Source organism: Nitrospira sp. MA-1 (assembly GCA_032139905.1).
Classification (GTDB): domain Bacteria; phylum Nitrospirota; class Nitrospiria; order Nitrospirales; family UBA8639; genus Nitrospira_E.
Genome location: JAQJDB010000007.1, coordinates 231,757 through 247,768 on the forward strand (window position 1 = coordinate 231,757; position 16,012 = coordinate 247,768).

Here is a 16,012-nt window from a genome sequence, read left to right on the forward strand (position 1 = left end):
CGGGTTATAGTCGGACGCTATGTCCCCCAAAAGCCTTTCGCAGTGCTGCTAACATTTTTTCCGCGAAGGAGGTGTTCTGCCGGGAGCGGAATCGCGTGAATAACGCGGTCGTCAGAGTGGGAACCGGTACGTCCTTTTCAATGGCATCCATAACCATCCATCGTCCCTCGCCGGAATCCTGAACGTAGCCTTGTAATTGTTCCAGCTTAGGATCCTGTTTAAGTGCTCCGGCTGCTAGTTCAAGTAGCCAGGACCTGACTACACTGCCATGCATCCATAGATCGGCGATTGTGGCGAGATTCAAGTTATAGTCACTCTTGGACATAAGTTCGAAGCCTTCCGCATATCCCTGCATCATACTATATTCAATGCCATTGTGAACCATCTTGACGTAATGTCCAGCGCCATGGTCCCCCACATGGGCCCATCCATTTTCCGGAGCCAAAGTTGTGAGGATGGGGGCCAATCGTTTGACGGGTTCCGGTTTTCCACCTACCATCAAACAATAGCCGACTTGCAATCCCCAAATACCACCGCTGGTTCCGGCATCAATATAATGGATGCCATGGGGGTGAAGATCGGCAGCCCGGCGAACGTCATCATGAAATTTTGTATTGCCTCCATCGATGATGATATCGTTCACCTCCAGGATCTTTCCAAGATATTGTACGGTCTCTTCAGTGGGTGGCCCTGAGGGTACCATGACCCAGACGACTCGCGGTTTGGGTAATTTGGTGATCAAATCTTCCAATGACGAAGCCGCAGTTGCCCCTTTTGTTTCGGCCTCGGTGATTAGGGCCGCCGAGCGGTCATAGGCCACGACCCGATGTCCTCCCTGGCTCAATCGAGTGACCATGTTCATCCCCATTTTGCCGAGTCCAATAAAACCGATGTCCATATGCGATTCTCCTATGATCACGGTTGGTGGGCGCTTCATTTCTCAATGGGACTGACGTGAGGGCGATGATGACGGTCGATGACGCCTCACGACCGTGTGGGCAGCCCGTTTCGTATTGAGAGCCAGATCAAGATTGCAGGCGGCCGTAATGAGAGCAAAATGCGTAAAGGCCTGGGGGAAATTTCCTAACTGTTCACCCGAGTGTGAGACTTCCTCGGCATATAATCGAAGATGATTTGCATAGCTTAACATTTTTTCAAAGATCAGTCGCGCTTCCGTCAATCGCCCAGCTTTCGTCAGGGCTTCCACAAGCCAAAAGGTACACATGCTAAAAGTGCCTTCTTCGCTGTCCAGGCCATCCGATGCGGCCTTCCCGTTTTCATAACGGTACACGAGGCTTCCTAATGCCAGTTGCTCGAGTGTGCGGTCAATGGTTGAGAGCATGCGAGGATCGGTGGGAGACACGAAGAACACGAGAGGCATGATCAGGTTGGCGGCATCCAACGCTTCGCTGTCGTAGGATTGGACGAAGGCTCCAACGTCGGCATTCCAACCCCGTTCCATAATTTCCCGGTAGATCCGGTCGCGTTCCTCCATCCATCGAGCCCGGTTCCCTGGAAATCCTCGTTTGTCGGCCAGACGAATGCCACGGTCTAAGGCCACCCAACACATCACTTTGGAATAGACAAAATGACGCCGTCCTCCTCTGACTTCCCAAATGCCTTCATCAGGTTGCTCCCAATTATTGCAGACAAAATCCAGGAGACGACAGAGATTCACCCAGAGATCATAGGAAATGGACGCGCCATGTTTATTGTAGAGGTAGACGGCGTCCATCAGTGCACCGTACATATCCATTTGCAGTTGAGACGCTGCCCCATTGCCGATGCGTACGGGGCGGGAACTGCGGTGGCCATCCAGGTGGGGCAGTTCTTCTTCCGTCAGATCGCGGCGACCGTCGATGCCGTACATTAATTGAATGGATCCGTCTGGATTCAGTTCGCAGCAACGGGCATTGAGCCAATCCATAAAACGGCTGGCTTCCACCGTAAAGCCCAGGCGTAATAGTCCGTAAATAGAAAAAGCCGCATCCCGAATCCAGGTATAACGATAGTCCCAATTGCGGGGACCGCCGATATTTTCGGGGAGACTGGTTGTGGGAGCGGCCACAATGGCCCCGGTGGGAGCATAGGTCAGGAGTTTGAGGGCTAAGGCGGATCGGTGGACGACCTCCCGCCATCGCCCATCGTATTGGCATTGTGCCAGCCAGCGCTGCCAGAAGGCGGACGTATTGCGAAAAGCTTCGTCGCCGGATTCGGGGGTGGATAAGAGTTGGTCGCCGTTTTTAACTTCCAAGTATTCCAAAAAAAAGGTCAGGCTTTCGCCCTGATGGAGTGTGAATTCCTGATATGCGAAGTTTTCTCGCGTATGAAGGGGAATGGGACTGACCAATCCCACGGATTGATCTCCGGATTGAAAGATGATGCCTTTTGGTCGGGTCTCGATGTCATGAGGATTCCTGCCAAAATTAAATGCGGGCGTGCATTCAAGTCGAAAGGTGACGGTTCCACGGACAACTGAGAGCATTCGGATAATTTGGTGGCGGCGAGGCCGGTATCCGGCTTCGTCCGATTCGATGGGCATGAAGTCAGTGAGTTCGCCGACCCCATCATGTTGCAGAAACCGGGTCAGCAGAATATTGGTTTCCGGCAGGTACATTTGTCGGGTATTGCCATTGGTGACGGGGGCAATCTTGAAATATCCTCCAATTTTATGATCAAGAATGGCTCCAAATATGCTGGGGGAGTCAAATCGTGGTAGGCAACACCAATCAATGGATCCATCGATACCGACAAGAGCGATAGTATGCAGGTCCCCGATAATCCCGTAATCGCCGATGTTTTTATAGCTCACGGATGGTTCTCATCAGAAGAAATATGGCTGAATCAAGAAAGACAAAAGCTAATATACCCAAAATAGAACAATAAGCACTACATATAGCGATAAAATAATTATTGAGGCTCAATATCTAGACTTAGTTTAACCCAAGGACGAAATTTAAAATTATGCGCAGCGCATCTGCAGGGTATTTCTTCCCGTGATCAAAATCCGAAATGGCGTTAAGGTTTAGGGGAGGGGTAAACATGAAAAATCAAGCAGTAACCAGTGTTACACCATGATATCAATGAGTCGTGTTGAGAGATCTATCTGGAGTGGTGGTTCTTCGGAGTGTTTCCCAAAGTTTTGTTGAGGGGTTTTTCTGTTGCGGCTAAAAAAATTTCCTTTCTGACCCACATCTCCATCCTCCACTGCTGAGGAGGACTGAATTGGAGGAAGAGGTGGCGGGGATGAATTGGTGATTTCCATAGTGCACCTTTACATTTGTGGGTGATTATGGTGGTTTGTGAGGCGTTTCCCTCTCTTATTACTACTTTTCGTCAAAATTTTCTCAATCTTAAATGCAAGGGTAGAAAGATGTCGTCAGTTAGTAAGCAGGGCATCCTTTGGTCTTGCCTATGCTTCTCCAAATTCTCCGAGTCTCCAATGCGTTCGAGCCTGGGCAGAGGAATTCCATTGCAAAATGAGTTTGTCTTCTTTCCTAATTAATGACAAAAAGTTGGTATGGCCATATAATCAAATGAAATGACGCCACAAACTTCTCCGTCTTCGACGGGTCTTGATCTCTCGCGTGTGTCCTTTACCCTCCGAAACCATCTTCCGTTCACTGCCGAACTTGAGCAATGCATACGGTTGGCAGGCGATGCTTCGAACCGTCGTTATTACCGTTTGTACTTGTCCATGGCTCCAGTTACTTCTCTGATTCTGATGCAGTTAGCCGACCCGGAAGGCTTTAAAGTCTCTGAGGAGGCTGTAAGTGGTGCCGGGGGAGAAATCACCGAATTGCCGTTCACGAATATTCTGAAACATCTGCAAAAGAATGGCGTTCAGGTTCCCGTGTTATATTTTTACGATGAATCCTCTGGCCTGCTCTATCTTGAGGATTTTGGTGACGTGACGCTGGCCCAAGCCTGGCAGAAGTCTTCTCCCGGCACGGGGGAGGATCTATACTGCCAGGCCATTGATCAACTCGTTCACCTTCATCTCCAGGCCTCACGTGCTTCTACTGTTCCCTGTGTGGCCTTTACACGATCTTTTGATGTGGCCCTGTATCTCTGGGAGTTTGACCATTTTTTGGAATATGGCGTTGTGACGAGAGATCGGCCCATGTGTGTCGACGATTATGTGCCCGTTCGAGAAGAATTCAGGGAGATTGCTGAATGGTTGACCGCGCAACCGAAGGTATTTACCCATCGTGATTACCATTCCCGTAACTTGATGGTGGATGGGGAACGTTTGGGCGTCATTGATTTTCAAGATGCCTTGATGGGCCCTGTCACATATGATCTTGCCTCCCTGCTGAGGGATTCCTACATCTCTCTCGATGAGGAGCTAATCGATCGTCTTATTGCTCGTTACATAGAAGGAATGCGGAAGAATTTATCATTGTCGCAACAATCGGCTATGCTATTACATGATCCTGTGGCGTTTCGTCGGCTATTTGATTTTACGAGTATTCAACGCAATCTGAAGGCTGCCGGGCGGTTCGTATACATTGATCGTGTGAAAGGGAATTCAAGCTTTTTGGCCTCAATTCCTCAGACATTAAAGAATGTTCGTGCTAATTTAGATAAATATCCCCAACTCCACCGACTGCTCACCCATCTCTCTCCGTATATTCCTGAATGGCGCTAACTTCTTGCTTATTATGAAGGCCATGATTTTGGCCGCGGGTCTGGGTACTCGCCTTCGGCCGTTGACCAACACGATTCCCAAACCCTTATTGCCGGTTGGAATGACCCCGCTCATTATTTGGAATCTGTTGATGTTGCGAGCATCTGGAATTCGTGATGTCATTATCAATCTCCATTATTTGGGGCATTTGATCGAAGAGGTGATTGGTGATGGATCAGGTTGGGATATGCAGGTGAGGTATTCTCGTGAACCAACCCTGTTGGGAACGGGTGGGGGATTAAAAGCGGCCGAGTGGTTCTTTGGGCAACACCCGTTTCTTGTTATCAATGGTGATACGTTGATCGATTTGGATGTGAAGACATTGGTAGAGTTCCATCAGGCTCATGGTGGTCTGGCCACCTTGGTCCTTCGAGATGATCCGCAAGCGGCCCAATGGGGGGCAGTTGAATCGGACGCACAAAATCGCATTATCAGAATAAATGGCCGGGGAATGAGCAATGCCGAATTAACTGGCCCCCTGTCTGAACGAATGTTTGCCGGGGTTCATATTCTCCATCCATCTATTCTCCACGATGCTCCTGCGGATAGATCGTTTTCCATCATCGATTCTTATACGAATGAGCTTGCGGAGGGGACAAAATTATTTGGATTTCTTCATGACGGCTACTGGTCCGATATTGGAACGATGGCCCGTTATGCTCAGGCGCAAGCCGATGTGGAGGCCGGAGTGATAGCTCTTAAGACCTAAGGTGGTCCTTCTGATGATAGGCTGCCCAGCATTTTCCTCCATGGATTGAGTTGTCTGGGATATGCTGCGAATAGGTTGCTTAGGAATTGGCGCCAAAAATCGCACCCCCTTTTGACGGGTTGACGTCCAGAGAAGCTTGCCAAAAGATATCGATATCGGGTTTATTATCTAAATACTCCCTGTGTTTTTCCCATTCCTTGCGGCAGGGTGAAGGTAATCGTGGCCATTTTCAATCAACTCCATCATCTACTAGAAAAGTCCTTGCGGGATTTTCAAGCGAAATCGAGTGATCTTTCCGATACTCAAGAACAGGAACTTACCCAAGCCCTTCACCGATTGACGGGTCGACTTACCGAAATACTTTCGACAAATTCCGACCCATATCCTACAGCCGAATTGCTTTCGGGTTGCAGTCAGACCGTTTCGCTGAGGGCTCCCACTCTTCTACCGGAACCACCTCAGATCCATTTCGTGACTTCGTGTGATGGTGTGGTCCTCATGGCCAATGAAGTGGTGGGTGATGTCCTGGGAATGGATCTGGGTGAAATAGGGCAGGTTTCCATTGCCGATTATGTTGCTCATGAGGAATGGGAAATTCTTCGAAACCATCTTTGTGCGCTTGACGTTCCTCCTAAACTCTTGAATAGCATGCTGACGATTCTCCCAGCGGGGAAACCATCGCGAACGATCCCATGTGTGGTAACCCCTATGCTTGATCAGTCGCAGAAGGTGACTGCGTGGCACTGGGGATTGACCCTGGAAGCGGAGCACTCTTCCTCCCAGCCTTTTTTCCAATTGATGCAGAGTCTCGAATCGCAATTGTATGCCGGTCAGAGTATGGATGTGTGTCTGACGAGGATTTGTGATGGCCTTGTGCAAGCCCTTGGATTTCCCTTTGTGTGGGTGGCCACTGTGCGAAAGGGTAGTGTGCCCCAGTTACGCGCGCATGCGATAGCAGAGGCTTTTGATTGGGAATCTCAGGGAGCTCTGTGGTGGAGTGAGGTTTCGCAGCAAGCTGAGTTCTTTCAAGCTTGTGAGGCATCTGAAATGTCACTTCTTTCTTCTTGTCTTTCCCCCAAAGGTGGCATGGTCTGGTTTCCGCCGGGATTGCAGTTACACCAAACCTGGAGTATTCCCCTGTCTTTTCAAGAGAATTGTTCCGGTATGCTGGTGGTGGGTTCTCAAGGCCCACAGCCGGTTGATCCGACGGTACTTGGATGGTTGCAAGCATTAGGATATGAAATCGAACGGTTGATGGCGCATGGAAAGCAGCTGGATCAATGGCGATTGCAAAGTGTGGCTTTGGGCTCAGTCTTTGATCCCATATGTGTGACAGACACCCAGGGACGTTTGGAGTGGGTGAATGAAGCCTATGCCGCTTTGCATGGCTCCTCGACTCAATCACTGTTGGGTTTTCCGTTGAGCTCGTTTCCTCATGCGGAACTGCAAGTCAGGAGGTCTCTGTCAGATCCCTCCACCCAAGAATTCAATTTCGTGAAGACCGAGGTTTTGCAAACGGGTACCAATGGTCAATCTCTGGTTTTTGAGCAAGTGGTGACTCCTTTGCTTAATGAACAGGAAGACCTCACGCATTTTGTGGTGATCTGGCATGATGTGACTGCCCGGAAGACACAAGAATTGATGATGAAGCATCAGGCCTATCACGATCCGTTAACCGATCTCCCGAATCGAATTATGTTTGAAGACCGCCTGGAGCAGGCGTTGGCGCAAGCCAGGCGGAATGGAACTTTACTGGCATTATTCTTTTTGGATCTCGATAATTTCAAAACCATCAATGATTATCATGGTCATCAGATTGGAGATCGCGTCTTACGCATCGTGGCGGAACGTCTGACAACTTGTGTGCGATCCACCGATACTGTTGCGCGTTTGTGCGGGGATGAATTTACCGTGATTCTTCAAGGGCTTGAACATGTTCAGGATATTCGTCAGGTAGCCTTGAAAATTCTAGAATGCCTTATTCCACCCATTCGATTAGGAAAAGAAAAAATTCCTATTCAAATCAGTATTGGAATTTCGGTTTATCCCAAGGATTCCACGGATCCCCATCGATTGGTAGAAATTGCTGATCAGGCGATGTATCGGGCTAAAGAATGTGGTGGGCAATGCTGGAGGTTTGCCACGTCTGAATGGAACGATGAATAGTCCTTGCCACCCTAATTCTCTCCTCCTGTATTCATCCCGAGGCCGTCCATTCTCCCAAAATGGGGATTCCCTTCATCCTTCTCACTAACTGACTGTGCTCGGCCGGCTTCTTCAAAAATTCATTGATCCCGCGCATACTTTTCCCGCCTAAGAATCTCCCATGTTTTTGTGTCCTTAAAACGCGTTGAGAAAAAGCCACGATTGTTGATTAAATGCTGCTTCAGTTATATCACTCACCTCTTCTTGTTGTGGAGGTTCTTTCCCAACTCCTCCATTAATACCTCCCTGAATCCTGTTCATATTGTCAGAAGGGCATTGGGGACGGTTCTTGGCGGAACTCTGGGGTGAATCCCCTAACTCTGCACTACATCTATGGAATTTGAGGTAATTGGTGTGGGCGCTTTTCTTATAACTGTTTGAAAGCGAGGGGGACTTTGTGATCGAAACGGCTCGACGAGGAGTGCCTATCGTATCGGCATAGTCCCTTGGCCTTGTTTTTGCTAATTCTTATTGTAGTTGAAGAATTTCAAGAGGCATTTCGTGGTTTGTTCGTTGTGCTGTTGAACAAGGAGTTCGAAATATGACTGTTCATTCATCGACCCGCAGAATCTATGTTTGGGGAATAGTGATTCTGATGATGTTGCTGGCCACAGGGTGTGGACATCGGTCTTCACAGGGAGTTCATAAATATGGCAAAAAAACTAGCGCCCCAACTGCAGTGGCCGCACAGGGAGATTTTACAACGGGACCTTCAGATCAAGCACTAAACAATGGGTCATCTGCTGGGGAGGGGTATTTCCCGGAAGGGACAGGGACTTTCTCCGATTTGCTTGCGAAAGATTCCTTGATTCGGGAGGATAATACATTTGGGTCTGGTCTCACGCCTTCTGACTCTCCCAATGATTATTGGGAGAATCGGACTCGTGCGGAACAATTGACCGCACAAAGCGGTTTGCGGGATGTGCATTTTGAATTTGATAGCTTCCAACTTAATGAACAAGCCAAGGTGACATTAGTCGCCAACGCGGATTGGCTGAAAGCGCATCCGCATGCCGAGATTACCATTGAAGGACATTGCGATGATCGGGGGACGGCTTCGTATAACCACGTCTTAGGTGAAAAGCGTGCGATTCGCACCAAAACCTATCTCTCAAGTTTGGGAGTCCCTGCTGAACGACTGCATGTGATGTCATTCGGTAAGGAGAGCCCGGCCTGTTGGGATTCCACCGAACCGTGTTACCAGAAGAATCGGCGCGCTCATATCGTCCTAGATATCAGTGTAGCCTCGACCCCAATGCCCTACGTCGCCGACCGCCGGGATTGGTAGAGGTCCTTTGCGGGGCATGGACCGTTTATGGTTTCTGAGAGGATAAGGAAGACTATGCTAAGCCGTCATTCGTTTTCGTATCGTTGGAGTGTTCGACTTGTCATTGTGGCCTTGAACGTGATCTTGGCTGGGTGTATGGCTCAGCAAGCGGATGTGGTTCGAATCAAACGGGAATTGGACGCCAAAATCGGCCAGCTGGATAAGAGTAAAACATCACTTCAGCAAGCCGTGAGTGAGGCGAATACGGCATTGGAAAAAGCGAATACCCTTATCGCCAAACAGCGGGTTGAGATTCAAGAGTTACTGCATGCTCGTGCCGAAGTGATGGATCAGGTTGCCACCTTAAAGGAAACGGATCTCTCTCAGGTTCGGGGGGGGGTTGAAAGCAATCAGAATCAGGTTAGCGAATTAACCAAAAAAATGGCGTGGTATGAGTCGGATATGAAGGACGTCCGAACCCAACTTCAACAATCTGAGCCTCTGGTGCATCAACTTCGAGATCGTTTGGCAGGGGAAGAGCAACTTCTGACGGAGCAAGGAGGTAAGTTAGGCGAATTCCGGACTTCGTTAGTGGATTACCAACAGGTGCTCGCTTCTCTTCGTCAACAAGTTGCCCAACAGGAACAGCAGGTAGGGGAATTACGAAGACAGATCGAACTGAAGGCGCAACAACATGATGCTCAGGCGCAGCAGGTCCAGGCGAATTTTGAAGAGGTTCGGCGAAGTATACAGTCGGTGGTAGGGACGTTAGAAAAAGTCAGTGTCACATTCGGGGGGCGTTTGGATGAACATGAACAGAAACTCTCCAGTGTGGCTGGTCAACACAATAGTTCCCTTTCCTCCAATGCTCAAATGCCTGAAAGCCGAGATCTATCAGCGCGGTCAACTGTTACCAGAGATTTATTTCCTCAACGCACTCCACCATCGTCGCGGTCAGATGCGATGGATGGCTTAATTGCCACAAAGGAACGTTCTCATCCTCTTGTGACCGGGTCGGTTGCCGCATATTCCCCTTCATCTCAACCATCGAGGACATTGCCGGCTCTGGGAGGGCCTTCAGGAACGGGTTCTTCCAATAATGTCGATATGCAAAACGCCCAGGTGATTTATGACCGGGCGATGTCATTTCTTCGTCAGGGTAAATTTAGCGAAGCTTCCAAAGGATTTTCGACATTTTTGCGAACTTTTGCAGACTCTCCGTTAGCCTCAAATGCTCAATATTGGTTGGGGGAGTGTTATTACGGGGAAAGACGGTTTCAAGAAGCGATTGATGAATTTGAACGAGTCTTTGCATTTTACCCTTCCAGCAATAAAGTCCCGGCATCCCTCCTTAAAATCGCCTTTTCGCATATCGAATTACGGGAGCTTCCAATGGCCCGGTCGGTTTTTCAACAACTTGTACGGACCCACCCCCAAAGCCCAGAAGCTGGCAAAGCTTACGGTCGTCTCCAAGAAGTGAATGCCTTCCTCGATAACCCTTCCTGAATTTCCAATTACCCCTGCGTCGTTTTTTCTCATCTTGTCTCACATAGACCATACCGGAATTTTTTCACCTGTGGTGAATATTTTAGTCTGTTCTGGGAACGAGGAACTTGCAGCTCGTCCCTGTCATGATTCCAGAGAAAAGTGCCTGGCATTATAATAATTCTTAAATGAATCCTCTCCTCATAATCCGTAAAGAATCGAAGTAGGTTCGAAGTCTGCTTCCCGCGAGATTTTCCTAGCACCCTATTCAAGAAGTTCCCTTCAGAAACCGAAGCTTCGCTTACGGGTTATATCAACTCTGATCACAAAATTATGCTATCTCCGAACAGGGAAAATGTTCAAACCTTGACAGGCCTCCGGGGGGTGGCCGCGATATGGGTTGTGCTTCTGCACGTGTGTTTTGGGGCATCAGATGGGTACTTGCCGGGATTCTATGAAAAAATTCAATGGGGGTTAGGGAAAAATATTATTCTCCAAGGATTCTATGCGGTTGATGTCTTTTTTGTCCTTAGCGGATTCATTCTGACGTATGTGCATCGCCATGAATTTGAAGGTCGATTGACTTTGCATGGAGTCGGGAGTTTTCTTTCGCTTCGATTGGCGAGAATTTATCCAATGCATCTGGTTGTCGTCGTTGTACTCATTGTAGCCGCTTTCCTTGGATTTTGGGATCAAAAGGCCATTTCGTATGGGGATGTTTTTCGCAATGGCACACTCACAAATATTTGGGTAAATCCTTCGTTGAATACTCCTGCCTGGTCCGTGAGTGCCGAATGGTTAGCCTATCTCTTTTATCCAATCATCATAAAACTTCTGATTCCGATTCGACGAAGAGACTTTCAACTCCTGATCATTTTCTTCCTGGTTACCGTGTACCCTATGTGCATTATTTTCTTCCAATGGCAATGGGAGTGGCATTATGGTTGGGTGGCTGTGGCTCGGGTGTTGAATGGATTTATATTAGGGTGCATGATGTTTTGCGTTCAGAAGCATTTTGACATACTCAACGATCCGTTGCGGACATCTCGTTGGTGTCTGGTCTTTTTATTGGTATTCATGGTGTTCCTGGTATTGGGACTTCCAATTGTGTTTCTGTATCCCCTTATTCCATTTATTATTGTGACTTTGGCAAATGCACGAATGGGAATTGCTCAAATATTCGAGAATAAGGTAGTTGTATTTTTAGGAACCATCTCATTTGGGATTTACATGGTTCACTACCCGGTATTAGAAATTGTTCGATCCGAATTCAATGACTACTATTCAGGAGTGAATTCCGAACTCAATCAACCTCTGTTGTGGATGCATTTATGTGGAATTCTTGGTTTTGTGATTGCTGTTGCTTCCTTGTGCTATTTCTGGATTGAAAAACCTACCAGGGATTATCTCAAGCGGAAAATAGGTGATCGAAGAACACAGCCCCACCAATTCCTGACTCAGGGTGTCAATGGATAAGCTGCCTCTATGTGTGGAGTAGCAGAATGTCAATTCACAAGCTTTTGAAAAAGGTGTTGTGCGATATTTCTTTCAATGGACAAGAGCAGGTTGTGAGGCAATGTTGAGCGGCAGTCTTGTGAATGGGGCATCATTGTTTTCTTAGCCTGCTACAAGGTTTATTTCTCCTTGATATGTCCGTTCGACAAAACAATAGAGCAGGGTGATAATGACTAGAGGCTCACTTGGAGCCAAGGTGAGTGTGTATCTGACATTTTTACAATTGAGGAATTCGAAGTCAGGATAGGGAAGTCCTGATGAACTCCCTAAAGTTGGTGTGTTCGTTAGGTGAGACGAATGCCTTGGTGGGCGGGAATTTCCGGGACCAGGGCGAAAGGATGATACACTTGTTCCCAGGATTCTCCGCGTTGTTCAATCAACGATTCGTGAATGGGACCTAACCATTGGTCGGCTTTACGAAGGTATTCGATTTTATTTGGATTAATGCCCATTATTCGGCAACAAGTGGCATCGACGGCAGGGAGATTCCTTCCCATGACCAGAACTCCGGATTGAACAGGATTACCCATTATCGGACCATCCCCTTCCATTCCGGTTATGCCGTCGACAATAGCGAAATGCGGCTTGAGAGTCGCATTGATATCCAATATAGATTGCGGAATCCCAGCCTGATGTAACACATTCTTTGGCCATCCGTAATAATTTCCTGGCATCACACCAAAAAAATTTTTCATGGACAGGGTGGCTCCAGCCCAATGGTGTGTTTTCATTTTGGCCAGCGAGACCACCCAATCAACTTCCTGGATTACTCGAGGAAACGTCATGGTGGCCATTGTGGTCTGACCTCCGAGGTTAGGCCTGATTACCCCTTCCATCGTATTCAGGTCTTGAAAGGGGATGCGATCTTCATACAGGACATCTGCCAAGCCGGATTCCTCCAAAACTAAAAGAGTATCGTGGCGATGCCCAGGCCCTTCGGCCACGACGACAGACGCCGCACCCATGGAAAGGAACGCCTCGACGGCCCCTCGAACGACCAGGGGATGGGTATTAATAGGCGCTAACGATTGATGGGGCTCGACTAAATTGGGTTTTAACAGAATACGTTTTCCTTTGATCTCTAAAGGGGTGATCCCCAATTCTTGGAATCCTTGGCGAATGAGTATCGCAAGATCAGCTTCGTATGATTGTGCATGACCGATAAAGGTCTGCGCGGTCAAGCGAGGGCCTATAAGCCAATGAAGGAGGGATAATCCCGAAACAGCTAATCCCCCTCCCAGCAAACAAGCCTGCAGCAATTGTCTTCTTGTAAGCGTGGGTTGATCGGTTTGCGTGAGAGTGGTGGTCGTGGAATGCGCCATTTTCTTCCTTGGTGGTAGGTACCCGAAGCGGGTGGTTAAGTTTTTGACGCAGTGAACAATGAGTATAGTCCTTGTTGCGCTTTCGCACCGCACAAGAGCAATGCCAGGGAGGGAATGGCATAGGGCCCGTACCGCTTTTGACGATGCAAGCAGGCGGATACCAATTCCTCTGTGTTTGTGGGTTTTAATCCCCATGCACCGAGGCCCAGAAGTGTCCAGCCGAGTGAAATGGGAGTTTGGAGGTGATAAAGCTCGTGTGACGCATACTGGAGGCTTTCTGCTATTTCGTGAAGAGCGGTGCTGCCAGCCAATGCCTGTAAGGCAATGGCCGTGCACTCCGGAAGGGGAGGTAACGCACGGTTGAATACTGTGGTACTTCCGTAATTCCAGCCACCCGTGGGCAATTGACGGTTGATAAGCATTTTTTGTCCAGCTATGGCACGAGAGTGGGTGCCCAAACCCACCTTCTGTAACGCCATGAGGGCGAGAGCAGTGGGTACCACCCAGCTATGGGTGTCAGCAACCCATGGCCAGCCTGGGATGGTAGTGTCGTGACCAATAATTGTAGGATCCGGATTTGAGAAATGGTGTCCCGTAAATCCTATCAGATAGTCGACAGCTCGTGATTGCGCTTCGTGATACCGGGGAAAGCCTTCCCAAGCGAAGATAGCGAGAGGTGTTGGCCAAGATGCTTCCGGGTGTGAGGGAGAGATGCTCACGCGTCCGTCGTTCATCTGTTGGGAAGCTAAATACGCCCTACCCCGGTTACAGCTTTCACGATCGAATGCATAGGAAGACAATGCCATAATAGCCCAAGCGCTCGCATCGGGCCTGGCCTCTTCCCCGGAGTGGTAGGGAAATCCCCCGTTTGGAAGTTGAATAGATCGCAAGAGTTCAAGAGAATGAAAAAAGGGTCCTTGACTCATTGAGGATAATAAAAAACAAAAGAATGTTAAATGAAAAACGATCTCTCATGTTGTTCGGTTTAAACAGGCAGAACTTTAAAGAATTCCGATCACGATTTAGCCCTGTCCCCCCTTCGTCATCCCCGCTCGGTAGTTAGCGGAGATCCATCAGAAAAGCCACAAAGATGGATACCCGCTTGAAAATGTCGGGGAGGACGAGGACAGGGGTAGTGGGGAAATCGGGACGGCGGCATGATATGGGAAAATCCCATGCCTTCAGAGCGTGATGGTGTGTGGTGTCTTGGATTCTATAGCACCAGATCGGCACAAAATAATTTCGAACTTCTTGTCAATCCAAGCCTGGCAATTCGTCGCTGTTGGAACAATCGGATTAGACCTATTAGTATATCCCTGAAATACTTGATGGACTTTTAACGAACGTTGTCTCATCTTCGTGGGGAGAAAATACTCCATCAGCCTGGATTTCCTTCCCGGTAACCACATGCCGTGCCAAATAAATAATGCACCAGGCAGTCAATAGTCCCCCGAATACATCGATCAGGTGATGTCCACCATGGATAAGCACTCCTGGGAGGACCAAAAGATTGATGAGAACTATTATAGGAAGCAACCAGCGGGAGGTGCGTGCGGAATACATAGCCAAAACGGCCATGATCGTGTGATACGAGGGAAAAGCCACCAGGCCTTCCATGTCCCTTGGAGAAATAAATTTAGGGCCTTCAGCCCCTAGGCGCAATAATTCGACACCATAGGATGAGCCAACAAGTGGTCTTGCCGTCTGCTCAATTGTGCCGGAAATGTCATAGAGCACGCTTGGGCCAAAGGCCGGGAACAGTGCCCAAAAGGCAAGCGTCACCAGACCTGAAGCGGTTATTGAAAGGATAAAAACATGGAGTTCTTTTTGTTTTCCTCCAAATCCTAAAATAATAAACAGTAAAGCCATTTGCGGTATTGAAGATAAATAGGCATAGCGCGTCAATTCATTTAATAATGGATGTTGACCAGCAAATTGAACAATGTCGGGCCATGAATACCCAATCCAAGAATCGATCTGAACCAGAAAGGGATCAATGGGTTCTCGCCAAAGCGGGAGTAACAGATAACCGAAAACCGATAGCATAATTGTAAACAGAAGAAGCAACCCGGTGGCCATAAGCGTCATAGCGATTCGCTCACTACGCCCGCTTGAACGGTAGAACAGTCCCACTGTAATCATGAAAATTCCCAAGGCGAAAAAGAGGCTATAGGAAAACCAATCGAAACCAATGTTGCGCACAATAACCATGCCAAGATCGAAGATAGCCAACACAAGTATGGTATTGCGTAAAAAACGCTCGACTGGCCATAGGAAAGGTTTTGTAAGTGGGAAAGTCCCCACTCTCATTATGTACATCCTTGCATTCGAATGGAGTCACTATAGTTGTGGGCAGGTACGGACCGCACCGTTAAATAGTGTCTATACTGCTTTGCATGATTTGACGAACGTGTCCCGATCGACTTGAAAATCCCCATCATCAACCGGAGTGTTATCGTGGAATTGTAATTCACCTGGTGAAGAGCGTGACGGCAAAAATTGGTGCTTATATCAATTGTATTCCTCCCTGTAGGTGTGGCACCGGTATTTGAGCTTAAAGCTGTGGAGATGGCGGGAAGGCGGATATACGAAAACAAATTCAACTGATCAACCAAACGGTCTAATTGAGTGGTTATAGTTCGGTTAAGAAAAGGCATCGGAAATGGTTAGATTGGTTCAGAATGGACCACCTTGCGAGGCGTCTTGAAAAATGGTTCAGACCAAGTTCTTTTCGGAATTTTCCCATAATATCTTGAGATCGTGTGTCCGAGTTTTTTCTAAAGAAAAATTAGTAAATTAGGGGGTGAGCATAAAAGTTC

General features: G+C 48.2%; 11 protein-coding genes. 6 read left to right on the top strand and 5 right to left on the bottom strand.

The window, feature by feature from the left end:
• Positions 1 to 4: 4 nt before the first annotated feature.
• Complete coding sequence (gene gnd / locus PJI16_13840; GenBank protein MDT3778643.1) at positions 5 to 898, bottom strand: decarboxylating 6-phosphogluconate dehydrogenase; 894 nt, start codon at positions 896 to 898, stop codon at positions 5 to 7.
• Positions 899 to 940: 42 nt separating this feature from the next.
• The gene (locus PJI16_13845; protein MDT3778644.1) at positions 941 to 2,812 is read right to left on the bottom strand and encodes a glycoside hydrolase family 15 protein; all 1,872 of its coding nucleotides are present in this window, start codon (positions 2,810 to 2,812) and stop codon (positions 941 to 943) included.
• A 729-nt stretch (positions 2,813 to 3,541) separates the two neighbouring features.
• Between PJI16_13845 and PJI16_13850 the strand changes: the two genes are divergently transcribed.
• The 6 genes from PJI16_13850 to PJI16_13875 all read left to right on the top strand — a co-directional run bounded on the left by PJI16_13850 (position 3,542) and on the right by PJI16_13875 (position 11,832).
• Entirely contained in the window at positions 3,542 to 4,651 is a 1,110-nt protein-coding gene (locus PJI16_13850; GenBank protein ID MDT3778645.1) for a phosphotransferase, read from the top strand.
• A 22-nt stretch (positions 4,652 to 4,673) separates the two neighbouring features.
• Positions 4,674 to 5,399: a nucleotidyltransferase family protein gene (locus PJI16_13855; protein ID MDT3778646.1), complete on the top strand. Its 726-nt coding sequence runs from the start codon at positions 4,674 to 4,676 to the stop codon at positions 5,397 to 5,399.
• Positions 5,400 to 5,618: 219 nt separating this feature from the next.
• The gene (locus tag PJI16_13860; protein MDT3778647.1) at positions 5,619 to 7,565 is read left to right on the top strand and encodes a diguanylate cyclase; all 1,947 of its coding nucleotides are present in this window, start codon (positions 5,619 to 5,621) and stop codon (positions 7,563 to 7,565) included.
• A 580-nt stretch (positions 7,566 to 8,145) separates the two neighbouring features.
• A complete protein-coding gene (locus tag PJI16_13865) occupies positions 8,146 to 8,892 on the top strand; it encodes an OmpA family protein (protein ID MDT3778648.1) in 747 nt (248 codons plus the stop codon).
• 54 nt (positions 8,893 to 8,946) lie between these two features.
• Positions 8,947 to 10,377 carry a tol-pal system protein YbgF gene (ybgF, locus tag PJI16_13870; GenBank protein MDT3778649.1) on the top strand — a complete coding sequence of 477 codons (1,431 nt, stop codon included), beginning with the start codon at positions 8,947 to 8,949 and terminating at the stop codon, positions 10,375 to 10,377.
• 345 nt (positions 10,378 to 10,722) lie between these two features.
• Positions 10,723 to 11,832 carry an acyltransferase gene (locus PJI16_13875; GenBank protein MDT3778650.1) on the top strand — a complete coding sequence of 370 codons (1,110 nt, stop codon included), beginning with the start codon at positions 10,723 to 10,725 and terminating at the stop codon, positions 11,830 to 11,832.
• A 323-nt stretch (positions 11,833 to 12,155) separates the two neighbouring features.
• On the opposite strand, the gene PJI16_13880 is transcribed toward PJI16_13875, so the two are convergent.
• The 3 genes from PJI16_13880 to PJI16_13890 all read right to left on the bottom strand — a co-directional run bounded on the left by PJI16_13880 (position 12,156) and on the right by PJI16_13890 (position 15,503).
• Entirely contained in the window at positions 12,156 to 13,193 is a 1,038-nt protein-coding gene (locus tag PJI16_13880) for a DUF362 domain-containing protein (protein MDT3778651.1), read from the bottom strand.
• A gap of 35 nt (positions 13,194 to 13,228) precedes the next feature.
• Complete coding sequence (locus tag PJI16_13885) at positions 13,229 to 14,083, bottom strand: terpene cyclase/mutase family protein (GenBank protein MDT3778652.1); 855 nt, start codon at positions 14,081 to 14,083, stop codon at positions 13,229 to 13,231.
• Positions 14,084 to 14,498: 415 nt separating this feature from the next.
• Positions 14,499 to 15,503 (bottom strand): phosphatase PAP2 family protein, encoded by a 1,005-nt coding sequence (locus PJI16_13890; GenBank protein ID MDT3778653.1) that lies wholly within the window; start codon positions 15,501 to 15,503, stop codon positions 14,499 to 14,501.
• Positions 15,504 to 16,012 lie beyond the last annotated feature (509 nt).

Coding starts and splice junctions, on each gene's coding strand:
- gnd (MDT3778643.1), bottom strand. CDS start 898: ATGGACATCGGTTTTATTGGACTCGGCAAAATGGGGATGAACATGGTC.
- PJI16_13850 (MDT3778645.1), top strand. CDS start 3,542: ATGACGCCACAAACTTCTCCGTCTTCGACGGGTCTTGATCTCTCGCGT.
- PJI16_13855 (MDT3778646.1), top strand. CDS start 4,674: ATGATTTTGGCCGCGGGTCTGGGTACTCGCCTTCGGCCGTTGACCAAC.
- PJI16_13865 (MDT3778648.1), top strand. CDS start 8,146: ATGACTGTTCATTCATCGACCCGCAGAATCTATGTTTGGGGAATAGTG.
- ybgF (MDT3778649.1), top strand. CDS start 8,947: ATGCTAAGCCGTCATTCGTTTTCGTATCGTTGGAGTGTTCGACTTGTC.
- PJI16_13880 (MDT3778651.1), bottom strand. CDS start 13,193: ATGGCGCATTCCACGACCACCACTCTCACGCAAACCGATCAACCCACG.
- PJI16_13890 (MDT3778653.1), bottom strand. CDS start 15,503: ATGAGAGTGGGGACTTTCCCACTTACAAAACCTTTCCTATGGCCAGTC.